Genomic DNA, 24,729 nt, shown 5'->3' with positions numbered 1-24,729 from the left:
CTGGCGGATATCCTGGCGCCCGACCGATCGACGAGACAGAGGAGGGCCGATGACCTGGCTGGTGACGGGTGGGGCCGGATACATCGGCTCGCACGTCGTGCATGCGCTGCTGGACGCCGACATGCCGGTGGTGGTCATCGACGATCTCTCGTCCGGAATCGCGCACTTCGTCCCCGACCCGGTGCCGTTCGTCCGCGGCAACCTGCTCGATGAGGACCTGGTGTTCGACACGCTGAGCCGCCACGAGGTCCGGGGCATCATCCACATCGCCGGCTACAAGTACGCCGGGGTCTCGGTGACCCGCCCGCTGCACACCTACGAGCAGAACGTGTCGGCGATGGTGACGCTGCTCAAGGCCGCCGACAGCGCAGGCGTGGACAAGGTGGTGTTCTCGTCGAGTGCGGCGACCTTCGGCACGCCCGACACCGACGTCGTCGACGAGCAGACGCCGACCCGGCCGGAATCGCCCTACGGCGAGACGAAGCTGGTCGGCGAGTGGATCCTTCGCGACCTCGGCCGGGCCGCCGGCCTGCAGCACACCAGCCTGCGGTACTTCAACGTGGTCGGCTCCGGGTCCGACGCGCTCTACGACGCCAGCCCGCACAACCTGTTCCCCGTCGTGTTCGAGATGCTGCACCAGGGCCGCCTCCCGCGTATCAACGGTGACGACTACCCGACGCCCGACGGCACCTGCATCCGCGACTACATCCACGTCACCGACCTGGCGCTGGCGCATGTCGCGGCGGCGCGGCGGCTGGCCGACGGCCTGCCCGTCGAACCGGTGTACAACCTCGGCAGCGGGGCGGGCACGTCGGTGCGCGAGATCATGACCGCGATCCGCGAGGTGACCGGGATCGAGTTCGAACCGGAGATCATGCCGCGGCGGCCCGGCGATCCGGCCCGCATCGTCGCGACCGGCGATCTGGCCCGCCGCGACCTGGACTGGCAGATGCGGCACTCGCTGCAGGACATGGTGTCGTCGGCGTGGCGGGCCAGCCTGTCGGCGCGGGCGGCGGCGCCGGGTGCGGAGTGGGCCGGCTGAACCGGGTCGCGCGTCTCGCCGCCGCGCTGATCGCGGCGCAGCTGGTGCTCCGCGGAGTGCTGGCTTTCGGCGGCTACTTCTACTGGGACGACCTGATCCTGATCGGACGGGCCGGGACGTCGAGCCTGTTGTCGCCGTCGTTCCTGTTCGACGACCACGACGGGCACGTGATGCCCGCGGCCTTCCTGCTCTCCGGGGCGATCACCCGGGTGGCACCGTGGAGCTGGGTGCTTCCGGCACTGAGCCTGGTGGTGTTGCAGGCACTGGCGTCGCTGGCGCTGCTGCGGGTGCTGCACGTCATCCTCGGGTGGCGGCCGGTGTTGTTGCTGCCGTTGACTTTCGCGTTGTTCACCCCGCTGGCGGTGCCGGGGTTCGCCTGGTGGGCGGCGGCATTGAACTCGCTGCCGATGCTGGCGGCGCTGGCCTGGGTGAGCGCCGACGCCGTGCTGCTGGTGCGCACTGGGCGTGCGCGCTACGCGGTGTCGGGCGTGCTGGTGTTCTTCGGCGGGCTGCTGTTCTTCGAGAAAGCCGCGGTGATCCCGTTCGTCGCGTTCGCGGTGACGGCGCTGCTGGCGCACGTGCGCGGCGAGCCGGTGGCGGCGGTGTGGCGGCGGGGACAGCGGTTGTGGATCGCGTCGCTGGCGCTGGTGGCGGTGTGGATCGCGCTCTATGTGCTGGTGGTCGACCAGCAGCGGTGGAGTCTCGACCTGGCGATGACGTGGGACCTGTTGGGGCGCTCGATCACGCACGGCATCGTGCCGGGCCTGGTGGGCGGGCCGTGGGAGTGGCAGCGGTGGGCGCCCGCGTCGCCGTGGGGGACGCCGCCGGTGGCGGCGATGGTGCTGGGCTGGGTGGCGCTGACCGCGGTGGTGGCGGTGTCGCTGGCCCGAAAGCAGCGGATCGCGCCGGTGTGGGCGGTGGCGGTCGGTTACGCCGTCGCGTGCCAGGTGCCGATCTACCTGATGCGCTCATCGCAGTTCACCGCGCTGGAGCTGGCGCAGACGTTGCGGTACTTCCCGGACCTGGTGGTGGTGCTGGCGATGCTGATGGCGGTGGGGCTGTGTGCGCCGAACCGGGTGTCGGCGTGGCTGGACGCGTCGCGGGTGCGGTCGGTGGTGGTGGTCGGCGCGGTGGCGGCTTTCGTTGGCAGCAGCCTGTATTCGACGGCGACGTTCTTCACGGTGTGGCGCGACAGCCCGGTGCCTGCGTATGTGGCGAACGCGCGCGGGGGGCTGGCAGCGGTGGGTCCGGGCGAGACAATGCTCGACCAGGAGGTCGACCCGCTGATCCTGCAGCGGGTGGCGTGGCCGGAGAATCTGGTGAGCCACATGTTCGCGTTGGTCCGGGACCGACCCGAGTTCGCCGACGCCGCAACGGACTTGCGCATGCTGGACCGGACGGGACGAGTGGTCGACGCGCTGGTGACGTGGGTGCGGGCGATCCGGCCCGGGCCACAACCGCAGTGTGGATATCTGGTGCAGCCCGACGCCCCGGTACGCATCCCGCTGGACGGGCCACTGCTGCCTGCGGACTGGACCGCGGAGATCAACTACCTCGCCAACAGCGACGGGTCGTTGACGATGTCGCTGGCGGAGGGACGCGAAGCCCGGGTGCCGGTGCGGCCCGGTCTGAACCGGGTGTTCGTGCGGCTGCCCGGGGCCGGCGACGCGATCGAGGTCAGGGCGAACACCGCGGCGCTGTCGGTGTGCATCTCCCCCGGGCCGGTCGGATTCGTGGCACCGAGGTAGTCAGGGGTACGGGATACTGAGCACATGGATTTGCGACGTTGCGGGCCGGTGCGCTCGTGAGTGCACTCGACGGCTTCTACGCAACGTGGAACGACGCCCGCAACACCTTCGGTGAGGGAACGCCACAGGGTGGCTCGCAGATCGACGCCAGTGCCAAGCTCGGTCAGCTCGGAACCGACGTTCAGTCCGCGGCCCCCGGCGACACGTGGACCGGGGCGGCCTCCGAGGCCTACGGCGGAGCCAACAAGAAGCACGGTGACAACCTGACCAAGCTCGCCGACCTCGACCGACGGCTGGCCGCCCAGATGGACCAGGCGGCCGACGTGGTGACCACCGGCCGGTCGAACCTCGACGCCGTCCGCCAGTGGGTGACCGACGCAGCGAACAGCGTCCCGCCCGGCAAGCAGCGCGACGAACTGTTGATGAAGATCGCCAACAGCGGCCTCGGCCAGGTCAGCGAGATCGTGCAGACGTCCAACGACGCCAACAACACCATCCGCGACAACATGAACAAGCTCAAGCCGGAGTTCGAGTCCGTCAACTTCAGCAGTGAGGGCAGCCCGTCCGGCGACCCCGGCGACGACAAGGAGACCGAGGAGCGCGACAGGCTTCCGCGCGGCACACCGACCGGCGAGGCGGAGAGCGAGGGAGAGCAGGACGGCGAGGCGGTGGCCGAGCAGGCCGACCTGCCGCCCGATCAGCAGGATCCCGCGGTGCTCGACCAGGTGGCCGACAACCTCCCGGAGACTCAGCTCACCCAGGCCCAGATCGATGCGCTCGCACGCGGCGAGGAAGTGTCCGACGTCCCGCCGGAAACGCTGGACTACTACCGCGACTTCTACCAAGCGGCCGGCAAGGACGGGCTGCTGGCGCTGGACCGGCATCTCGAGGCACAGGAGGCGGCAGGCGACGCCGATGCGGGGGCGCAGCGCGACCGGCTCTCCAACGGCTTGATGATGACGAGCAACGAGAACATCGTCGAGAAGAACCCCGATGGCAGCATCGCCGCCCGCGGCGGATACGACCAGCTGCCGTCCGAACTGCGCGACTTCATCGAGTGGCGCAACGGCGACGCGATCCCCAACGAACTCGAACTCGGCACCGTCGCCGCGCAGGAGCAGAACGTCGCCGACATGACCCAGCTCGGCGAGTTGTTCGGCGAGGCGAACCCCGGTTTCCAACCCGGGACCCAGTTGGGCACCGAGATGTATCAGAAGGCGGCCGACATGGTCGAACCGAACCGCGATGGCTGGGGCTTCCGCGAGACGTCGGTGGAGTCCTACGAACGTGCGGCGAACAACTACGCGGATGTCGCCGGACGCAACAACGAAGCGTCCTACCGGATCTGGTCTGGCGACGGAATGGAACCGGGGTACAACGCGGAGCACACCGTCCGGACGTTGATGGGCCAGGACTGGTCCAACGCCGGTGGCGGCACGGGTGCGGCGACGCTGCTCGACTGGATGAACGAAGACATGGACCGCCCGGTCGGTGACCCGATCGGCGACCGGGCCAGGCAGGCGTTCACCGAGGTGCCCGGCATGCTGGCGCCGGATGACAACGATCCGGTGTTCAACACGATGCGAGATGCGTTCGCGCACAACGATGCGGTGTCGACGGAGATGGCTCAGCTCCTCGCGGAGAACACGGGCTCACTGGCCGGGCCCGGGACGTACGCGAACGGTTACCCGGAGACGACGTTCGACTCCGCGGGCAACCCCGTCCTCGCCGCGTCTGAGGCCAACCGGTTGCTGGAACTGGGCAGCTATTCAGAAGAGGGCCGGGTCACCCTCGCGCACGCTGCCGAGACAGGCCGCATCGACGAACTCGCGGCGGCCATGCGCGACAACCCGGGCAACATCCAGGACGACGTCAACAACAGTCCGGCGGGCAGCTTGTCCGGCCGCATCGACAACGCGATGCTCGATGCGATCGGCCACCACAACGAGGTGTTCCAGAACGAGATGACCGAGGAACAGCAGAGGGACGCGGTGTACCGCGCCAAGATCCTCGGCGCCGAACTGGCCGGCGTGGCCACCGACGAACTGGCGGGCAAGATCCCGGGCTCGGGCACGATCTCCGACGTCACGGGGCTGGCACCTGGGGACCTCGTGGAGAATCAGATCAAGGAGGCGATCGGCACGGCCCAGTACGAGGGGATCTCGGCGCCTCACCAGGATGACCTGGGCGCGGGAGCGAATCGGCAAGCGCAGCAAGCTATTCTGCAGGCCGCCTACGATGCGGGGCAGCTCCCTCCGGAATTGGCGCCGAACGGACAGCCGATCAACCTCTCCGGGCAACCGTTGGCTCCCGGCAGTCCGGAAGCCATTGCGCTGGACAACTTCCTGGACAGCCGCGGCCTGAATCCGTACGTCGAGAACTACGGACAGAGCTACAAGATCGATGTCGGCGGATAACGCGGGCGTCGGTGGACGTCGCCTTGTCGTAGCCGGCACCGTGTTCGTACTGTGCTCGGTTGCTCTTGTGGGCGGGTGCCGCACGCAGGACGGCACACCGTCAGCGCCGTCGACTTCCGCGTTACCGCCGTTTCCCTATCCGCCGTTCGAGATTCGGACCGACGTGGCGGTGCCGCTGAACCAGCCACTGCTCGGCGCAGCGCAGTTCGCGCTCGACATGTCCGTCGACGCGCGGTTGACCAACGATCCCGATGAGGAGCAGCTGTACCGGGAATACCGAAGCAGGCTGGCGCCGGAGGCGGACAGCGACCCGCCTCGCGATCCGGGCCCGTACGTGGGCCAGACGGGCGGTGCACTGCACCGCGCCGTCGCCGTTGAGCAGCTGCCCGACGGAGCGGCCGAGGTGTCGATCTGCTTGTTCGACACCCCGGGCCTGTACGTGATGAAGGAGGACGGCGAGCTGATTGCTGCGCCGTCGACGGGACCGATCAACTTGTGGCGACCGCGGATCCAGTGGACGAATCGTCCGGCGGCCGACGGGTCGACGTCTCAGGAGCCCCGTTGGCTGCTGTTGGATGTCGGCGCCGTCCAGTACATGACGAAGGAGCAGGTCGCCGGGGTGTGCGATCCGTTCAAACCCGAGCCGTTCGTTCAGAAGGCGCCCAGCCCGACCTCTTCGCCGGCGACGCCGACGAGGTAGATCCCGCCTTGGGCGACCGTTCCTGGCCGGTCGGATTCGTGACACAGACGCCCTCGGGGGTGCGGGATACTGGGCACGTGAGTTTGCGACGTGGCGAGTGGGGGGCGCTCGTGAGTGCACTCGACGGCTTCTATGCGACGTGGAACGACGCGAGGAACACCTTCGGTGAAGGCACGCCGCAGGGTGGAGCGCTGGTCGACGCCAGCCCCACGTTCTCCAAGCTCGGCGAGGACGTCCAGGCCGCAGCACCGGGTAGCACGTGGACCGGAGCGGCGTCCGAGGCCTACGGCGGAGCCAACAAGAAGCACGGCGAGAACCTGACCAAGCTCGCCGACCTCGACCGACGGCTGGCCGCCCAACTCGACCAGGCCGCCGACGTGGTGACCACCGGCCGCGGCAACCTCGACGCCGTCCGCCAGTGGGTGACCGACGCGGCCAACAGCGTTCCGCCGGGCAAGCAACGCGACGAGTTGTTGATGAGGATCGCCAACAGCGGCCTAGGCCAGGTCAGCGAGATCGTGCAGACCTCGAACGACGCCAACAACACCATCCGCGACAACATGAACAGGCTCAAGCCGGAATTCCAGGCGATTGGGTTCGGCGAGGGGAAAGGCGAGGGCGATCCCTTGCTCGAGGACCTCAAAGAACGGTCCGCGGAGGAAGAGGCACGGAAGCGGGCCGAGCAGGACGTCCAAGACGCCCTCGCAGGTGACCAGGAAGCAGCCGGCCGCGTCGACGATGCCCTGACTGGTATTAAACCGGGGCAAGCCCTTACGCCTGAACAGAAGTCGTACTTGAGTCAGATGCAAGCGCAACAGCACGGGATGTCCGTCGATGAATTGGCGACCGCCGAAGAGCGCCTGGGGGACCGTCGTGACATTATCGCGAACTCGTGGCAGCTGATGAGCAACAAAGATGTCGAATTCACCCGTACCGAGTTGAGTCCCGACAAACTCGACGACCCCACGAGCGGCATGACAGGAGGCTTCGAGCAGCTACCTCAGAGTGTCCAAGAGGCCATCAATGAAGCGGACCAGATCGGTCACCGCGGCGGGGGTGAAGAAGCGACACTCCTACATTCAGAGGAACTCACCCAGATCAGCGAGATCGTCAAGCACGGCGACGGCGACTTCAGACATGGTACCGAGCTTGACCGCGGCCTGATGACTGCTGCGGATGAGATACTGGACAAAGACGAATCCATTCGACCGCACTCGATCTCGTACGTGACCGAGAGTCTGTTCGAAGCAGTTGCACCAGACCACCAGACGATCAGTGAGCACATACTGAGCGATCGAGGCGATGATTTCCTCGGCGACATCGATCGGCTCAATTGGACTGATGACGGAAAGGCTGCAGCCGGTCTCTTCGCGTGGACGAACGAGTCCCACCAGGGTCCCGAAGCTGAAATGGCGGCACAAACGGCGGAAAAATACGCGAGGCATATCGAAGCAACTTCTTACGATCTCTTGCATACCGAGAATCAAACGCTCGGTCAGCGCAATCCGGAATTAGTCAAGGGCTATGCACACGGATTAGTGCCCTTCATCCCCGAGATAGCCGGGCTTTCCATCGATGGCACAACAGCACCCTTCAGTCACTCGTTCAATGATGGAGATGCCGAGCTACCCAACGCTAAAGAAGTTTATTCCGTCATTGCGACCCAAAAGGACGCATACCTCGAATTCATGCAAGCGAGCGACGCTCATATACTCGCTCGGACAGCCGACTGGGCGAACTCTGTCGAACCAGGCGGACCAATCGATCTCAAGGATCTTCGTCTTACCGATTGCGCCACCCTACGAGCCCTTGAAGCGGTCGGAACGGCACAGGCAGCGCAATCGGTGAATGTCAACGCTCAGGAGCTGTTCGCGCAACGCAAAGAGAACTACGAGAATGTGATCAAAGCACTTGCCGTCCCCGGGAACATGTTGGGAGTCGCGGGTCCTGCCGCTGGGTGGCAGATCGAAACTATCGGCCAAGGAATGGAGACCTCGATCATCGGCACGGAGCCACGCTCCCTAACGGTAACCGTTGCCGATATGCCTCATCATGAATCAGCGCGCTTTGCTTTGAACGCCCTTCTATCGACCGGCTATGACATCGGCGAACTACCAGAAAACTGGACAAGGGAAGTCCCTATCCGACCCGATGATCCAACGCAGGGCACCAGAATTGAAATAAAGTCGCTGCAAGACCTCCAAAGCATGTCTGTTGACCCGGGCGTCATGGAGCAGCAGATGATGGCGGCTATGAACCGTGTATTCGGAGATCCGACTGGATACACACTCGCCGACTCCATATCGAAGACCTACGACAACATCGTGAAGAACCCCCACGTGCAGAATCCGGACGACGAAGGCAAATGACCACAGCACGGCTCCTCATCTGCTCGCTGCTAGCGTGCATTCTTCTTGCCGCTTGCGACCGTGACGGCGGGTCCCCTCAAGACGTATGGGCTGAGCGAGTCGGCCAAATAACTGCGAGGTGGTCAGCAGCACCGGGCCTCGATCTGTTGGGAGGTGCCGCAGTGCCAGTGCGAGGCTACTTGGAGTCGCGCTTTGTTGCCGAGAGCACCGGAGACATCAACGACGTCTATGCCGGCTTCTCAGAGGCGGTACCCCCGAATGTTCCACGCGACAGCACTGACGTCGGTGGCCGAAATAGGCAACCCAACACGGACTATCCCTCGACGTATCCGCTCGTGGGTAACCTCGAGTACAAGTTGATGTCGGTCAACCGAACCGGCGGGACCGTTGTCACTCAAGTTTGCGGATTCCTTTACCGCGTAGCCGAGAGAGGCTCTGGCGAGAATTTCCGGCCTTTGATCGAAGGCGGGTCGAGTCCGACAAACGGCATCATCGCGATGAGGTTGACGCTGACGGCTCCTGAGGGCACTTCGGAAGAAGCGCTACCTCCCCAGGAGGGACCTGCGTCGAGTCCATCTGACAATGTCTTCGGGGGTTGGAAGATTGTCGGATTCCTCGCCGCGACATCTCCGTCGAGTGCTTCACAGTGGCCGACCATGGAGGCTGACCAAGCCGCATGTGTCGCAGCAGCTCCCGAGCCAGTCGAACAACGCAAGTTCCTTTCGAATGGCGAACACCCAAGAAGTGATTTTCCGACGCTTCCGGCTTCACCCGGTTGGCCTGAGCCAGCCGGCTGACGGACACCTCGTGCCATCGTCTGCTGCCCAGCACTATGGCGTGCTGCTCCATCAAACTCCCCAAACCCGACGACAGACGGCTGGGACGTCTACTGCGTCCAACGCGGCACCGTCTTACGACACCCGCAATAACGCCCGCCCCCCACGTGTTGCAGAAAAAGTGACCTCACCAATCACCCACCACCGCATCGTCGTCGACGACGTCGACACCTTCTACCGCCAGGCCGGCCCGGCCGGCGCCCCCGTCGTCCTGCTCCCACACGGCTACCCGGCGTCGTCCTACGTCTACCGCAACCTGATGGCCGCACTCGGCGACACCTACCGCCTCATCGCGCCCGACCTGCCCGGCTTCGGCTACAGCGCAACACCTTCGGCCGACGACTTCGACTACACCTTCGCCGGCTACGCGCAGTTCCTGCAGCGCTTCGTCGAGGCACTCGGACTCGACCGCTACGTCATCTGGCTGCACGATTACGGCTCGCAGTTCGGCTTCCAACTCGCGCTCGCCAAACCCGACAACGTCGCCGGCCTGATCATCCAGAACGGCGACATCTACGAGGACGCCTTCGGGCCGAAGTACGACTTCCTCAAGGATTCCTGGCACAACCCCGGCCCGCAGTCGCGCCGCAAGATCGCCGACCACGTCACCCTCAGAGGCTTCGAGTCCGAGTTCCGTGGCGAGCTGCCCGCCGACGTCGCCGACCGCATCAGCCCCGACCTGTGGACCCTGCACTGGTCGCTGATGAACACCCCCGAGCGCATCGCCAACCTCATCCGCCTGCTCGAGGACCAGCCCAACACCCTGCAGTGGTTCCCGGCCGAACAGGCCTACCTGCGCGAGCGCCGGCCCGCCGCGCTCATCGTCTGGGGACCGCACGACGGCTACATGCCCGAGAAGTCCGCCCGCGCGTATCACCGCGACCTGCCCGACGCCCCGCTGCACCTGCTCCGCGGCGGACACTGGCTGCTCGAGACCCACCTCGACGAGGTCGTGCCCCTAATTCGAGAATTCCTGGCGCGAACGTACGGAAGGTGAACGCAAACGCCGAGAGCACGTGCGAACAACCGTGCGCTCGACGCCCGAAAAAGAGAGCCGCCTAGGAGAATCGAACTCCTGACCTATTCATTACGAGTGAATCGCTCTACCGACTGAGCTAAGGCGGCGTGCCCGGCGAACCAAGCGGGACGAGTCTAGCGGCAGCCACCATCGGCCGCCAAAAGCGCCCGGGTCAGCCGCGCAGCGCCTGGCCGACGGTGGCCACCATCGCGTCGACCGCGAACTTCGGCTTGACGTTGACCGCCAGCGCCTCGCGGCATTCGAGCACCGCCTCGATGCACCGCAGCAGCCGGTCGGGCGGCACGTGTTCGGCCATCGACGCCACCTTGTCGGCCATGTCCGGGTGGTTCGGCGCCACCCCGTTGACCCCCGACGACACCAGAAGCGCGTCCCGGAAGTAGGTCGCCAGATCGATCAGCGCCCGGTCCAGTGCATCCCGCGACGCCCGCGTCTGCCGCGACTTCTGCCGTTTCTCCAGGTCGCGGATCGCACCCGTGGCGCCCCGCATTGCGCCCGCGGTGCCCTTGCCGGTGCCGCCCGCACCCAGCGCCGTCCGCAGCTCCTCGGTCTCGGCCTCGTTGCGGCCCTCGGTCATGGCCCGCGCCTCGGCGTCCGCCGTCGCCACCAGCTCCTCGGCCGCCGCATACGCCCGCGACGGCGTCGCCGCGTCCCGCGCCAGCCCCAGCGCCCGCTGCCTGCGCTCCCGTGCATCGGTGTCGGTGGCCAGCCGCCGTGCCCTGCCGACATGACCGCCGCTCACCGACGCCGCCCACTGGGCGTCGGCCTCCGACAGACCATCCCGCTCGACCAGCACCTGCGCGATCGCCTCGACGGGCGGGGTCACCAGCGCGACATGCCGGCACCGCGACCGCAGGGTCACCGCGATGTCCTCCGGATCGACCGACGGCGCGCACAGCAGGAACACCGTCGACGGTGGCGGCTCCTCCACCACCTTGAGCAGCGCATTCGCCGCGCCCTCGGTGAGCCGGTCGGCGTCCTCGATCACCACGATCTGCCACCGCCCGGTCCCGGGCCGCCGGGACGCGATCTGCACGATGTTGCGCATCTCGTCCACGCCGATCGACAGCCCCTCGGGGATGATGCGCCGCACGTCGGCATGCGTGCCGGCCATCGTCGTCGCGCACGCCCGGCACTCGCCACACCCCGGAACGCCCTCTGACGTGCATTGCAGCGCCGCGGCGAAGCACAGCGCCGCCACCGAACGGCCGGAACCCGGCGGCCCCGTCATCAGCCACGCGTGTGTCATGGTCCCGATCGCGGCCGCCGAGTGAGCCGCGTCACCGCGGGCAGCCCGTGCCGCGGCCACCAGCTCCGCCTCTACGGCGTGCTGGCCCACCAATCGGGAGAAAACACCGCTCATCGCAGCCAACAGTAGTGGTCAGGCCGACACGGGTCGCTCACACCGGCGCACGGCGTCGCCGCGGCCCGATACGGTAATCACGTGACCGCGAGCGCGCTACCGATCGGGCGAATCACCGCATTCGTCCAGTGGGTGGCGCGTACGCCGTGGCCGGTGTTCTCCCTGGGCATGCTGCAGTCCGACATCATCGGCGCGCTGTTCGTGCTGGGCTTCCTGCGGTTCGGCCTGCCCCCGGAGGACCGGGTCCAGCTGCAGGATCTGCCCGCGTTCAACCTGGCGATCTTCCTTGGCTACCTGTTCGTCGCGTTCACCGTCGGCGCCTATCTGAGCCTGCGGCTGCTGCTGCCCGTCATCCGCTGGCAGCGCCGCGACACCCTGCTCACCGACGGCGACCCGACCATCACTGCGCTGGCCCGCACCCGCGCCCTGCGGATGCCGTTCTACCGCTCGTTGATCAGCGTCACCAACTGGTGTCTGGGCTCGATCGTCTTCATCGTCGCCAGCTGGCCGGTCGCCAGCCACGCCGCGCCGGTGGTGGCCGTCGCCTCGGGCCTGGGCGCCACCGCGACCGCGATCATCGGTTACCTGCAGTCCGAACGCGTGCTGCGGCCCGTCGCGGTCGCCGCTCTGCGCGGCGGCGTCCCGGCGAACTTCCGCGCGCCCGGGGTCATCCTGCGCCAAGTCCTCACCTGGGTGCTGTCCACCGGCGTGCCACTGCTGGCCATCGTGCTGGCGCTGGTGGCGAGCCAGTTCCAGGTGCTGACGGCGCCCGCAGAGCGGCTCACCATGCCGCTGCTGCTGATGGCCGTCGCCGCCCTGTTGATCGGGCTGGCCGGCACCGTCCTGGTGGCCATGTCGATCGCCGATCCGCTGCGCCAGCTGCGGTGGGCGCTCGGAGAGGTGCAGCGTGGCAACTACAACGCCCACATGCAGATCTACGACGCCAGCGAGCTGGGCCTGCTGCAGGCCGGCTTCAACGACATGGTCCGCGACCTGTCCGAACGGCAGCGCCTGCGTGACCTGTTCGGCCGCTACGTCGGCGAGGACGTGGCCCGCCGCGCCCTGGAGCGCGGCACCGAACTCGGCGGTCAGGAACGCGACGTCGCGGTGTTGTTCGTCGACCTCGTCGGCTCGACCCAGCTGGCGTCGACCATCCCCGCCTCCGAGGTGGTGAACCTGCTCAACGACTTCTTCCGCGTCGTGGTGGACGCCGTCAACCGGCACGGCGGCTTCGTCAACAAGTTCCAGGGTGACGCCGCCCTGGCCATCTTCGGCGCGCCCATCGAACATCCCGACGCCTGTGGCGCGGCGCTGGCGGCGTCGCGTGAACTGCACGACGAGCTCATCCAGGTGCTCGGCCAGACCGAGTTCGGTATCGGGGTGTCGGCCGGGCGAGCGATCGCCGGCCACATCGGCGCGCAGGCCCGCTTCGAGTACACCGTCATCGGCGACCCGGTCAACGAGGCGGCCCGGCTGACCGAGCTCGCCAAGCTCGAGCGGGGCCACGTGCTGGCGTCCTCGATCGCCGTCAGCGGCGCCCTCGATGCCGAGGCGCTGTGCTGGGACGTCGGCGAAATCGTCGAACTCCGAGGGCGTTCCGCTCCGACCCAGCTGGCCCGCCCCGTGAACCTGGTGTCACCGAGCGAGGCGCGTTCGGAGATTTCCCGCTGATCGTCGCGCTCTAGGTGGACAGTGGTCCGCTTTGCTGAGATTCTCAGTCGGTGCCCAACCGGATGGCATCGCGGATCGCCGAGACCGCGGCCGTCGACGAGTTCCTGAACTCCGCGCGACGCGATGCCGGCGCCCTGGTGCTCGAGGGCGACGCCGGAATCGGCAAGAGCACCCTGCTGATCGCCGCCGTCGAGCAGGCCCGCGGCCTGGGATATCAAGTGCTGGTTGCCCATCCGGCTCAGGCCGAGTCGGTACTGGCCTACGCCGCGCTGACCGATCTGCTGGGTGACGTCGAGTCCTCGGCGTTGGATCAGCTGCCGCCGGCGCAGCGGCACGCGGTGGACCGGGTGATGCTCTGGGACGACGCGACGGGCCCGGCCACCGATCAGCGCGCGGTGGCCGCCGGATTCCTCACCCTCGTCGAGGTCCTCGCCGACCGCGCGCCGGTGCTCCTGGTCGTCGATGACGCACAGTGGCTCGACCCGTCCAGCGCACACGTCCTCGGTTTCGTCGCGCGCAGGCTTCCCGCCCGCACGCGCATGCTGTTGACCGTCCGCACCGGCGCCGACGGCAGTGCCGCCATCGACTGGCTGCAGCTGGCGGCCCCTGACGCGGTGCGCCACGTCGGCGTCCGGCCGTTGAGCCTCGGCGGTCTGCACGCCGTGTTGTCCGAACGCCTCGGCCGCTCCTTCCCCAGGCCGGTGATCGCGCGGATCAGGGACATCTCCGGTGGCAACCCGTTCTTCGCCCTCGAACTCGCCCGGACCATGAGCGGCGCCGCGGGCGCCGCCGCGCACCTGCCCACCACGCTGGCCGAGCTGGTCCGCGGCCGGCTCGGCGACCTCGACCCGGCCTTACACGAATGTCTGCTCGCCGCAGCATGTCTGGCTTCTCCCACCGTCGAGACGGTGGCGCGTGCCGTCGGCAGCGATCCGGCCGCCGTCGTGGACCTGATGCAGGAGGCGGAGAGCAAGGGTCTGATCGAGATCGACGGTTTGACACTGCGATTCGCCCATCCACTGCTGTCACACGGCGTCTACACCGAGGCCGCACCCGGCAAGCGCCGCGCGATGCACCGGCGGCTGGCCGGCATCGTCGAGCAGACCGAACTGCGCGCCCGTCATCTCGCGCTGGGCGCCACCATGATCGACCAGCGCACCCTGCAGGCGCTCGACGAAGCCGCCGAGTCCGCCAGAAACCGGGGTGCACCCGCGGCCGCAGCCGAATTCATCGACCTCGCCATAAGCCTGGGCGGCGACACCGCTGAGCGCCGCGTGCGCTCCGCCACAATGCATTTCAACGCCGGTGACAATACCCGGGCCCGCGCCGCACTGGAGCGGGCCGTCGCGCAGACCGCACCGGGCGAAGTCCGTGCCGAGGCGCTGCGGATGCTCGGCATCGTGCTCCTGTTCGCCGACAGCTTCGTCGAGTCGGCCGCGCTGTTGGAGCGGGCTCTCGCCGAGGCGTACGACAGCCTCGCCGCGAGGGTGCCGATGTTGATCACGCTGAGCTTCGCGCTCGTCAACTCCGGTCGGATGGACGACGCCATCACCCGCGCCAGGACGGCGATCGACGAAGCGACCCTGCTCGGCGACGACCACCTGCTGAGCCAGGCACTGAGCATGACGGTGGTGCTGGGGTTCATGCGTGGCGACGGCTACGACAAGCAGGCCATGGCCCGCGCGCTCGACCTCGAGGACAGCGACGCACTCACGCCGGTCGCGTTCCGCCCCCGCGCCCAGTACGCCCTCCTGCAAGCGTGGATCGGCCGTCTTGACGAATCACGCAGAGAGCTCGCCGCCATCCGCAGGCAGTGCCTCGAGCGCGGCGACGAGAGCGAGCTCATCTTCGTCGCCTTTCACCAGGTGATGGCCGAAGTCTGGGCCGGTGACCTCTCGGCGGCGGCCCTGATCGCCGAGGACTTCATGGAGCGGGCGCTGCAGCTGGGCACCGACCTGCCGCTGTCGGTGGCATTGACCACCCGGGCGTTGCTCGCCGCCTATGCGGGACGCGCCGACGACGCACGCGCCGACGCCCTCGAGGCGCTGGCCGCGGGCCGGCGGTGCGGTTCGACCCGGTTGATGGAGTGGCCGGTCACCGCCGTCGGCTTCCTCGAGGTGTCGCTCGGCAATCACCGGGCCACGCTCGACACCATCACGCCGCTTCTCGTCATGCCGGAGATGGCGCCGGACGCGACCGAGGTCATCGGTGCCACGTTCATCCCCGACGCCGTCGAGGCGATGATCGGCCTCGGCGAACTCGATCACGCCGATCGCCTGACAACCCTGTTGGAGCGCAACGGCAATCGGCTCGACCGGCCCTGGGCGTCGGCGGTGGGCGCCCGCTGCCGCGCGATGCTGCTGGCCGCCCGCGGCGACGTGGACGACGCCGCGCGCAGCGCCGAAATCGCCATGAGTCACCACGATCGCGTGCCCATGCCGTTCGAACGCGCCCGCACCCAGCTGCTGCTCGGCCAGTTGCACCGCAGGCGCCGCCACAAGGACGCGGCGGCCGCCACCATCAAGGAGGCGCTGGTCACCTTCGAGCAACTCGGTGTCCCGCTGTGGGCGGACCGCGCCCGTGCGGAGCTGGGTCGCGCCAACGTGGCGCCGCGGCGCACCGGCGGTCTCACCCCGTCCGAGCGGCGAGTGGCCGAACTGGCCGCCACCGGGATGACCAACCGTGAGGTCGCCGCGGCGCTGTTCATCAGCCCGAAGACGGTGGAGGCCAACCTCGCCCGGATCTACCGCAAGCTCGGCATCCGGTCGCGCGCCGAGCTGGGCCGACTGACCCCGCTCGAGTAGCGGCCACCTCAGCTGCGCTTGGCAGCCTTCTTCGCCGGTGCCTTCTTCTTCGCGGGCGCCTTCTTGGCGGCTTTCTTCGCGACCTTCTTCACCGGGCCGCGAGCCCGCCGGTCGGCGAGCAGTTCCGACGCGCGCTCGTCGGTGATCGACAGCACGTCGTCGCCCTTGCGCAGGCTCGCGTTGGTCTCCCCGTCGGTGACGTAGGGCCCGAACCGGCCGTCCTTGATGACCATCGGATTACCCGACGCGGCGTCATTGCCGAGTTCACGCAGCGGCGGCGCGGCGGCGGCCTGCCTGCCCCGGCGTTTGGGCTCGGCGTAGATCTTGAGCGCCTCGTCGAGGGTGATGGTGAACATCTGCTCCTCGTTGGCCAGCGAGCGGGAGTCGGTGCCGCGCTTGAGATACGGGCCGTAGCGGCCGTTCTGCGCGGTGATCTCCTCGTTGTTCGCCGGGTCCACACCGACGACGCGGGGCAGCGACAGCAGCCGCAACGCATCCTCGAGGGTGACTGTCTCGAGATCCATGGTGCGCAGCAGCGAACCGGTCCTCGGCTTGGGTCCGGTCGGCTTCTTGCCCTTCTTCGCCGTCGACCCGGCGTCGGGGTCCTCGGGTGGTTCGGGCAGCACCTCGGTGACGTACGGGCCGTACCGCCCGTCCTTGGCGACGATCTCGTGTCCGCTCTCCGGGTCGATGCCCAGCGAGCGGCCCTCTTGCGGTGTGGAGAACAGCTTTTCGGCCAGCTCCAGCGTCAGCTCGTCGGGGGTGAGCTCGTCCTTGAGGTTGGCCCGCTGCGGCTTGAGTTCACCGTCGGGGCTGTCGGGATCGACGATCATGCGTTCCAGGTATGGGCCGTTCCGGCCGACCCGGACGTTGATGGCGCGACCCTGGTCGTCGTCGAAGAGCTTGATGGAGTTGACGACTCGGGCGTCGATCTCCTCGAGGTTGCCGCCGACGAGCTTCTTGAGGCCACCGGAGCGCGCGATGGAGTCCTCGACGCCGTGGTCGCCGCCGAAGTAGAAGTTGCTGAGCCAGTTGGTGCGTCGCTCGTTGCCTGCGGCGATCTCGTCGAGTTCGTCCTCCATCGCGGCGGTGAAGCCGTAGTCCACCAGGCGGCCGAAGTGCTGCTCGAGCAGTCCGATCACCGCGAACGCCACCCAGGACGGCACCAGCGCGCTGCCCTTCTTGTGGACGTAGCCGCGGTCCTGGATGGTCTTGATGATCGACGAGTACGTCGAGGGCCTGCCGATGCCGAGATCCTCGAGCGCCTTGATCAGCGACGCCTCGGTGTAACGGGCCGGCGGGCTGGTCTGGTGGCCGTCGGCGGTGAGGTCCGCGGCGTCGACGCGCTGGCCCTGGGTGAGGTTGGGCAGCCGGCTCTCGGCGTCGTCGGCCTCGCCACCGGCCTGCTCGTCGAGGCTCTCGACATAGGCTTTGAGGAAGCCGGCGAAGGTGATGGTGCGGCCGCTGGCGCTGAAGACGACCTGCTCGCCGGAGGACGCCTGGCCACCGATCCGCAGGCTCAGCGTGGTGCCGCGCGCGTCGGCCATCTGCGAGGCGACGGTGCGCTGCCAGATCAGTTCGTAGAGCCGGAACTCGTCGGTGTCGAGCGCGGCATGCAGCTGGCCGGGTGTCTGGAACACGTCGCCGGCCGGCCGGATCGCCTCGTGGGCCTCCTGCGCGTTCTTCACCTTGCGGGTGTACTGCCGCGGCGTCGGGTGGACGTACTCCTCGCCGTAGAGCTGGCGGGCCTGGTTGCGTGCGGCTTCGACTGCGCTGGTCGACAGCGTGGTCGAGTCGGTGCGCATGTAGGTGATGTAGCCGTTCTCGTACAGCCGCTGCGCGATGCTCATCGTGCGCTCCGAGGAGAACCGGAGCTTGCGGCCGGCCTCCTGCTGCAACGTGGAGGTCATGAACGGCGGATACGGCCTGCGGGTGTAGGGCTTCTGTTCCACCGACGTGACGGCCAGCTGGGCGCCCCGCAAGCCGGTCGCCAGTGCGCCGGCGGCGGACGCGTCGAGCACCCGCACCTCGTCGGGCTTGCGGACCTGGCCCAGCGAGTCGAAATCACGGCCGGTGGCCACCCGGAGGCCGTCGACCGAGTTGAGCTTCGCGGTGAACCGGGGCGGGGACGCCTGCGGGTCGGACACGCTGGCGTCCAACTCGGCGGTGACGTCCCAGTAGCCGGCGGTGCGGAAGGCCATCCGCTCGCGTTCGCGCTGCACGATGATGCGGGTCGCCACCGACTGCACCCGCCCGGCGGACAGCTTCGGGGCCACCTTCTTCCACAGCACGGGACTCACCTCGTAGCCGTAGAGGCGGTCCAGGATGCGCCGGGTCTCCTGCGCGTCGACCAGGTCGATGTCCAGGTCGCGGGGGCTTTCGGCGGCCGCGCGGATGGCCGGTTCGGTGATCTCGTGGAACACCATCCGCTTGACCGGGATGCGCGGCTTGAGCGTCTCGAGCAGATGCCAGGCGATGGCCTCGCCCTCGCGGTCGCCGTCCGTCGCGAGATAGAGCTCGTCGACGTCCTTGAGCAGGCTCTTGAGCTCGGTGACCGTGCCCTTCTTGTCCGGGCTGACGATGTAGAGCGGCTCGAAGTCCGCGTCGACGTTGACCCCGAGGCGCGCCCACGGCTCCGATTTGTACTTCGCGGGCACGTCAGCGGCCGCGCGGGGCAGGTCACGGATGTGCCCGCGGGATGATTCGACGATGTAATTGGAGCCGAGGTATCCGGCGATCTTGCGCGCCTTGGTCGGCGACTCGACGATCACGAGTCGCCGAATCGATCCGTTGCCTCCGCTGCCGCGGTCCCGGTCAGCCAACTGTGCGCACGCTCCACTTCTTGAGTTGCCTGACCGTGCCGAAACCGCTCACCGGCTTGCCAGGCAACTGACAATTTCGCACCCCGGGCCTGCCGACGCAAACTGACTCAGGCCGTTCCACGTCGTCGCGGGCCGTCAGAGGTGAGGCCATTGGGACAACGCCTCGGCGCCGTCCGGAGGTTCCCCCACGTTCTCTACCAGGCGCGACAGCCTCCGCCGGCCACTGATTCGCAGCGCCGGCCGGGAGCCCCGGGTGCCGATCAGGGTGGGTGCGATGCCTACCCTCATCATGGCCGACGCCAGCGCCGTGTGGGTGTCCGGCGCGTGCGGATCGAGGCCGAGCAGATAGCGGTCGTCCTCCGGGGTGCCTGAGGCCAACGTCCAGGCCCGCAGCTCGCGTGGGCCGGGTAGCCACTGCGGCGGGACGGTCTTGACCGCCCCACGGGTCCATTCGGCGGCGATGGCGACCAGTCGGGGGTCCGGCGCCGTGCGCACCAGCGGATTGTTCTCGTCGGTGCGGGCGATCTCCGAGGTCAGTCCGACCTCGTCGATCATCTCGGCCAGCGCCTCGGCCCGCCACGACCGGTCCACGACGATGGACAGCCGGGCGGCCTGGCCGCCGGCGGCACCGGACAGCACGACCTGCCCCGGCGCGGCCAGCAAGCCCGTCAGGTCGGCGACGGCCGGCGGTACCGACTCTGCCGAGAAGAACGACAGCTGGCTCACGCATCGACAGTAAGGCAGTCCGGTGCCGTCGATGCGCGCGCCGGGCCGCCAGGACGAGAAAACCCCCCGGCTGTCCGCTGACGGACGTGCCGAGGGGTGTTTCTCAGTCGGTGATCAGACTGCGCGAACGCCGGTCGCCTGGGGCCCCTTGGGGCTCTGGCCGACCTCGAACTCGACCTTCTGGTTCTCTTCCAGCGTGCGGAAGCCCGAACCCTGGATCTCCGTGTAGTGGACAAAGACATCGGCGGAGCCGTCCTCGGGAGCGATAAAGCCGAAGCCCTTCTCCGCGTTGAACCACTTCACAGTTCCCTGTGGCATCTCTCGTACTTTCCTTCTCTTCTACCGGGTGCGGCCCGCCGACTTCCGGCGCACCGGGCCCGTTCCGACCGCCATACCTCGTGGAGTCGTCGGAACTTGACCCGACTCACAACCTCGCAGGAACCGCGATCGCAACGTCGATCCTGCGAGTGTTGGAACACGAACACAGAAGCTGCGACCGCCATCAGTCAATCACGTTTCTGGCCAGCCGCAACAGTCCCGGCGCAGTTCCGTGGGGAACAATTCAAGTGATGGCTGACGGCCGGTATCCGGCGGGTTGTCCCAGGGGTGTCCGAGGAGGGATGACGGTGGCGGATCGGGGGTCGGACTTCGGCCGCGAACTGCTCGCCTGCGCGGTGGAGGGCACACCCCCCGACGAGCACCCGCTGCGTCACGTCGCGGATCTGCCGCCGCGCCGCGGCAGGCCCGAGGAGTGGCCGTCGTGGGCCGAGCCGGACGTGGTGAAGGCGTTCGTCGACCGCGGCATCTCGGCGCCGTGGTCGCATCAGGCCGCGGCCGCCGACCTCGCTCACGGCGGGCGCCACGTGGTGCTGAGCACCGGCACCGCGTCGGGCAAGTCGCTGGCCTATCAATTGCCGATCCTGTCGACGATGGCCGTCGACCGCCGGGCCCGGGCGCTGTACCTGTCGCCGACCAAGGCACTCGGCCACGACCAGCTGCGCACGGCGCAGGCGCTCACCGACGCGGTGCCTGCCCTTCGGGACGTGGCGCCGTCGTCCTACGACGGGGACAGCCCGACCGAGGTGCGCCGCTTCGCGCGGGAACGCTCGCGGTGGATCTTCTCCAATCCCGACATGATCCATCTCTCGCTGCTGCGCAATCACGCCCGCTGGGCGGTCTTCCTGCGGCACCTGCGATTCATCGTGGTCGACGAATGCCACTACTACCGCGGCATCTTCGGTTCCAACGTGGCGATGGTGCTGCGCAGGCTGCTGCGGCTGTGCACCCGCTATCACGCCAGCCCGACCGTGATCTTCGCCAGCGCCACCACCGCCGCCCCGGCCGCCACCGCGGCCGAGCTGATCGGCGAGACGGTGACCGAGGTGACCGATGACGGCTCACCGCACGGCGCCCGCACGGTGGCGCTGTGGGAGCCGGCGCTGCGCACCGACCTGGTCGGCGAGAACGGCGCTCCGGTGCGGCGTGCCGCCGGCGCCGAGGCGGCGCGGGTGATGGCCGACCTGATCGCCGAGGGTGCGCGCACGCTGACCTTCGTACGGTCACGGCGCGGCGCGGAACTCACCGCGCTGGCCGCCCGCGCCCGGCTGGAGGACGTCGCGCCCGAGTTGGCCGGGCTGGTGGCCTCCTACCGCGCGGGCTACCTGTCGGAGGACCGGCGCGAGCTGGAACGGGCCCTCGCCGAGGGCGAACTGCGCGGCATGGCCACCACCAACGCACTCGAACTCGGCGTCGACATCGCCGGCCTCGACGCGGTGGTGCTCGCGGGGTTCCCCGGCACCGTCACGTCGTTCTGGCAGCAGGCCGGGCGGTCCGGGCGGCGCGGTCAGGGTGCGCTGATCGTGCTCGTCGCTCGCGACGACCCGCTGGACACCTATCTCGTCCACCACCCGGAGGCGCTGCTCGACAAGCCGATCGAGCGGGTGGTCATCGACCCGGCCAACCCGTTCGTGCTGGGTCCGCAGCTGTTGTGCGCGGCGACCGAACTGCCCCTGACCGACGCCGAGGTGCGGATGTGGAACGCCGAGGCGGTGGCGGCAGCCCTCGTCGACGACGGGCTGCTGCGCCGGCGGCCTGCGGGCTACTTTCCTGTGCCCGGCATCGACCCGCACCCGGCGGTGGACATCAGGGGGTCCTCCGGCGGCCAGATCGCGATCCTGGAGGCGGGCACGGGCCGGATGCTGGGCAGTGCGGACGCGGGCCGGGCGCCGGCGACGGTGCATCCGGGGGCGGTCTATCTGCACCAGGGTGAGAGCTTCGTCGTCGACTCGCTGGACTTCGAGGACGGGGTGGCGTTCGTGCACGCCGAGGACCCCGGCTACACCACTTTCGCCCGGGAACTGACCGACATCACGGTCACCGGTGAGGGCGAGCGGCTGTCGTACGGCCCGGTGACCGTCGGACTGGTGCCGGTGTGCGTGAGCAACACCGTCGTCGGTTACCTGCGGCGGCGGCTCACCGGAGAGGTGATCGACTTCGTCGAACTCGACATGCCCACACGGTCGCTGGACACCATGGCGGTGATGTGCACGATCACACCGGAAGCGTTGCTACGCAGCGGGATCGAGATGCTGCGGGTGCCTGGCTCACTGCATGCGGCCGAACACGCGGCGATCGGGTTGCTGCCGTTGGTGGCCAGCTGCGATCGCGGCGACATCGGCGGGGTGTCGACGGCGGTGGGGCCGGTCGACGGGCTGCCCGCGATCTTCGTCTACGACGGCTATCCCGGCGGTGCGGGCTTCGCCGACCGCGGTTTCCGGCAGCTCGCCACGTGGTGGGGTGCGACGGCGTCGGCGATCGAGGCTTGTGAATGCCCGCAGGGCTGTCCGTCGTGCGTGCAGTCGCCGAAGTGCGGAAACGGCAATGATCCGCTGGACAAGTCGGGGGCGGTGCGCGTGCTGCGTCTGGTGCTCGAGGAGTTGGCAGCCGGTCGGGGGGAATCCGCGAGGCGCTCGTAGTCGCCGACGGCGTGGTGACGACCGACCCCTCGACGGTCGACTCCACGGGGTCAAGGCGAATGGCGGTGTCCCGGGCATGCCGGTCACGCAGACGCTGCGACGAACGGTCGGACAACGCGATCCGTTCCAAGCCCCGGAAGCCGGGCGCAGACGAAAAATACCTTGTCCCCGTATATGCGTGCAACTCATGCAGGGCGGTTTGACGGCGCCCGGGAGCTGACGGCCGTCAAGTGGCGACGGATTCCGTAGGCGGTTGCTGCGCGTCGGCCGCCGGGCGCCGCTGGCTAAAATCACAGCCATGAGCCACGACTGGCTGCTCGTGGAGACCCTGGGTGACGAGCCCGTCGTGGTCGCGCGTGGCCGCCAGACCAAGAATTTGGTGCCGATCAGCGCTTTTCTGCGACGGAATCCGCACCTGATGGCGGTGCAGAGTGCCATCGGTGAGACGGTCCGGGTCGGTAAGGGCCTGAGCAGCATCACCCCCAAACACGACCGCGTGATCCGCACCGAGGTGGTGCAGATGTCCGACGGGCGGATCCACGGTGTGCACGTGTGGATCGGACCGCCCGACGAAGAACCCCCGGAGCGGCCGCTGCCCGGGCCGTTGACGTGGGACCTGTCCAGCGGGGTCGCGACGGACACCAAGCAGTCGCTGATCAACAGCGGCCGCGACGCCGACAACGAGGACACCCACGGCCGCGCGTTCGCCGAGGACCTGCCGATGCGCGACCTCAACGCCGACGAGACGAAGGTGCTGTCGCTGGCGATCAAGCCCGAGCCCGGCCGGACGCTGTGCAGCACGTGGGACGTCACGGACTTCCGCGGCGAGCAGATCACGGTCGGCTTCGCTGCGCGGGCGGTGCTGGAGGACGGCGAGGACGGCAAAGAGCGGCTGATCTGCCGGGCGATGAACTGGCGCGGCGAGCGGGACAGCCCGGTGACGCCGCCGGACTATCTGGCGCAGCGGATCCTCAATGGCCTGGCCCAGCCCGGCGTGCACCGGGCGCTGGTCGACCTGGACTCGTGGAAGCTGCTCAAGTGGCTCGACGAGCCCGCCGACTTCTACGACTGGCGCACCAGCGAGGTGCACCCCGACGACGCGGCGCACATGGACCGGATGACGCGGGAGTTCACCACCGGCACCACCGTCGCGGTGCTGCGCCTCAAGGCCGTCGACGGCCAGTGGGCGCCGGTGCACATGACCATCAACCGGATCGAACTCGAACCGGGGACGTTCGCCGGTCTTATCGCGTTGCGGCGGGCCACATCCGAGGAAGTCGCCGCGGCCGGGCTGCCCACCGACGGTTGATCGGCGGGTCCGGCGCGCGCGACCGCCCGCGCCGGGCCGACCCGCCACGCGCCCAGCGCCACCGCGGCGTCGACGATGACCTGCACGTCGAGGCCGTCTACCGCGCAGTCGGTGAGCGTCGTGTCCATCGCCGTCGCGATGCGCGATGCGGCGACGCAGGCCGCGTCGCCACCCGCGGGCACCATGCCCGCGGCCGCCAGCGACGCGAGGTCCGCGGCGGCCTGGGCGCGGTGCCGGGCGATCACCGCCGCACCGACGTAGAGCGCCGCGCCGGTGACGGCGATCAGCACCGCGATCGCCACCACTGCGACGAGAGTCGCCGACCCGTCGTCAGGGCCCGCCGGGTTCGGCGGCCGAGACCGCCTCGGCGGCGACGGTGATGCCAGGCAGCAGTACCGGGCGTGCGGTGACCCGCGCGACCACCAGGTCGCCGTCGCGGCGCACCTCGACACCCGCTCCGTCGGGCCCGATGCGGCGGGCGATGTCCGATGCCGAGCGGTCGTCGCCGCGCGCGGCCAGCCGCGCCGCCTCACGTGCGGCGTCGAGGCAGCGCACCTGCATCGCCACGGCGGACACGCCCGCCGCACACAGCACCAGCACCGCGAAGACGGCGGCGATGGCGAACGCCGCCTCCACGGTGACCGCACCCGCCTCGCCGCCACACCGGCCGGCTAGACGTTGGTGTTCAGCGCGCGGCTGATGATGTTGGTGAGCGCGCTGACGATGGAGTCGCCGGTGACGACCGTGTACAGAATCGCGCCGAACGCCGCGGCGGCAATCGTGCCGATCGCGTACTCGACCGTCGACATCCCCTCCTCGTCGATCACCAGCAGCGTCGCCCGAACCTGTAGATCGCGAATCATGTTCTCCAGCATTGCTATCCCTTCTTGGATCACCATCGGCATCCGTGG

Annotated in this window: 16 protein-coding genes, 1 tRNA gene and 1 pseudogene; 10 read left to right on the top strand and 8 right to left on the bottom strand. The window is 68.5% G+C overall.

Annotation, left to right across the window (positions count from 1 at the left end; genetic code table 11):
- Positions 1-49 precede the first annotated feature (49 nt).
- The 6 genes from galE (at position 50) to ACPCHZ_RS06550 (ending at position 10,109) form a co-directional block, all read left to right on the top strand.
- Positions 50-1,042, top strand: coding sequence for a UDP-glucose 4-epimerase GalE (gene galE / locus ACPCHZ_RS06575; protein WP_423484017.1), 993 nt, complete (start codon positions 50-52; stop codon positions 1,040-1,042).
- Entirely contained in the window at positions 1,039-2,790 is a 1,752-nt protein-coding gene (locus ACPCHZ_RS06570; protein WP_423484662.1) for a hypothetical protein, read from the top strand. The genes galE and ACPCHZ_RS06570 overlap by 4 nt, the downstream gene beginning before the upstream one ends.
- A 56-nt stretch (positions 2,791-2,846) precedes the next feature.
- Complete coding sequence (locus ACPCHZ_RS06565; RefSeq protein ID WP_423484016.1) at positions 2,847-5,207, top strand: EspA/EspE family type VII secretion system effector; 2,361 nt, start codon at positions 2,847-2,849, stop codon at positions 5,205-5,207.
- 163 nt (positions 5,208-5,370) lie between these two features.
- Positions 5,371-5,907, top strand: a complete 537-nt coding sequence (locus tag ACPCHZ_RS06560) for a hypothetical protein (RefSeq protein WP_423484015.1) — start codon at positions 5,371-5,373, stop codon at positions 5,905-5,907.
- Positions 5,908-6,017: 110 nt separating this feature from the next.
- Positions 6,018-8,276, top strand: a complete 2,259-nt coding sequence (locus ACPCHZ_RS06555) for an EspA/EspE family type VII secretion system effector (protein WP_423484014.1) — start codon at positions 6,018-6,020, stop codon at positions 8,274-8,276.
- A 957-nt stretch (positions 8,277-9,233) separates the two neighbouring features.
- Positions 9,234-10,109 (top strand): alpha/beta fold hydrolase, encoded by an 876-nt coding sequence (locus ACPCHZ_RS06550; protein ID WP_423484013.1) that lies wholly within the window; start codon positions 9,234-9,236, stop codon positions 10,107-10,109.
- Positions 10,110-10,164: 55 nt separating this feature from the next.
- On the opposite strand, the gene ACPCHZ_RS06545 is transcribed toward ACPCHZ_RS06550, so the two are convergent.
- Both ACPCHZ_RS06545 and ACPCHZ_RS06540 read right to left on the bottom strand, forming a co-directional pair.
- A tRNA-Thr gene (locus ACPCHZ_RS06545) sits at positions 10,165-10,237 on the bottom strand.
- 65 nt (positions 10,238-10,302) lie between these two features.
- Positions 10,303-11,511 (bottom strand): DNA polymerase III subunit delta', encoded by a 1,209-nt coding sequence (locus ACPCHZ_RS06540; protein WP_423484012.1) that lies wholly within the window; start codon positions 11,509-11,511, stop codon positions 10,303-10,305.
- 81 nt (positions 11,512-11,592) lie between these two features.
- On the opposite strand from ACPCHZ_RS06540, the gene ACPCHZ_RS06535 reads away from it, so the two are divergent.
- On the top strand, positions 11,593-13,182 hold the full coding sequence (locus tag ACPCHZ_RS06535; protein ID WP_423484011.1) for an adenylate/guanylate cyclase domain-containing protein: 1,590 nt from the start codon (positions 11,593-11,595) through the stop codon (positions 13,180-13,182).
- A gap of 50 nt (positions 13,183-13,232) precedes the next feature.
- Positions 13,233-15,986: a helix-turn-helix transcriptional regulator gene (locus ACPCHZ_RS06530; RefSeq protein WP_423484010.1), complete on the top strand. Its 2,754-nt coding sequence runs from the start codon at positions 13,233-13,235 to the stop codon at positions 15,984-15,986.
- Between the two features lie 8 nt (positions 15,987-15,994).
- Here the strand turns inward: ACPCHZ_RS06530 and topA are convergent, their stop codons facing one another.
- The 3 genes from topA to ACPCHZ_RS06515 all read right to left on the bottom strand — a co-directional run bounded on the left by topA (position 15,995) and on the right by ACPCHZ_RS06515 (position 19,852).
- The gene (gene topA, locus ACPCHZ_RS06525; RefSeq protein WP_423484009.1) at positions 15,995-18,808 is read right to left on the bottom strand and encodes a type I DNA topoisomerase; all 2,814 of its coding nucleotides are present in this window, start codon (positions 18,806-18,808) and stop codon (positions 15,995-15,997) included.
- A 135-nt stretch (positions 18,809-18,943) separates the two neighbouring features.
- A complete protein-coding gene (locus tag ACPCHZ_RS06520; RefSeq protein WP_364976365.1) occupies positions 18,944-19,534 on the bottom strand; it encodes a hypothetical protein in 591 nt (196 codons plus the stop codon).
- A 114-nt stretch (positions 19,535-19,648) separates the two neighbouring features.
- Positions 19,649-19,852, bottom strand: a complete 204-nt coding sequence (locus ACPCHZ_RS06515; protein ID WP_006243848.1) for a cold-shock protein — start codon at positions 19,850-19,852, stop codon at positions 19,649-19,651.
- Positions 19,853-20,154: 302 nt separating this feature from the next.
- On the opposite strand from ACPCHZ_RS06515, the gene ACPCHZ_RS06510 reads away from it, so the two are divergent.
- Positions 20,155-22,509 carry a DEAD/DEAH box helicase gene (locus tag ACPCHZ_RS06510; protein ID WP_423484008.1) on the top strand — a complete coding sequence of 785 codons (2,355 nt, stop codon included), beginning with the start codon at positions 20,155-20,157 and terminating at the stop codon, positions 22,507-22,509.
- 298 nt (positions 22,510-22,807) lie between these two features.
- On the top strand, positions 22,808-23,818 hold the full coding sequence (locus ACPCHZ_RS06505) for a PAS domain-containing protein (protein ID WP_423484007.1): 1,011 nt from the start codon (positions 22,808-22,810) through the stop codon (positions 23,816-23,818).
- A 65-nt stretch (positions 23,819-23,883) separates the two neighbouring features.
- On the opposite strand, the pseudogene ACPCHZ_RS06500 reads toward ACPCHZ_RS06505, so the two are convergent.
- The 3 genes and pseudogenes from ACPCHZ_RS06500 to ACPCHZ_RS06490 form a co-directional block, all read right to left on the bottom strand.
- Positions 23,884-24,108, bottom strand: a pseudogene (locus ACPCHZ_RS06500) (Rv3654c family TadE-like protein); the annotation flags it as partial.
- A gap of 40 nt (positions 24,109-24,148) precedes the next feature.
- On the bottom strand, positions 24,149-24,454 hold the full coding sequence (locus tag ACPCHZ_RS06495) for a TadE family type IV pilus minor pilin (protein ID WP_423484006.1): 306 nt from the start codon (positions 24,452-24,454) through the stop codon (positions 24,149-24,151).
- A 35-nt stretch (positions 24,455-24,489) separates the two neighbouring features.
- Positions 24,490-24,693 carry a DUF4244 domain-containing protein gene (locus tag ACPCHZ_RS06490; RefSeq protein ID WP_364976786.1) on the bottom strand — a complete coding sequence of 68 codons (204 nt, stop codon included), beginning with the start codon at positions 24,691-24,693 and terminating at the stop codon, positions 24,490-24,492.
- Positions 24,694-24,729: the final 36 nt, after the last annotated feature.

The sequence above is a fragment of the Mycobacterium sp. NPDC050041 genome (genome assembly GCF_049541695.1).
Taxonomy (GTDB): Bacteria; Actinomycetota; Actinomycetes; order Mycobacteriales; family Mycobacteriaceae; genus Mycobacterium.
This window is presented reverse-complemented; position numbering and strand designations above follow the sequence as displayed.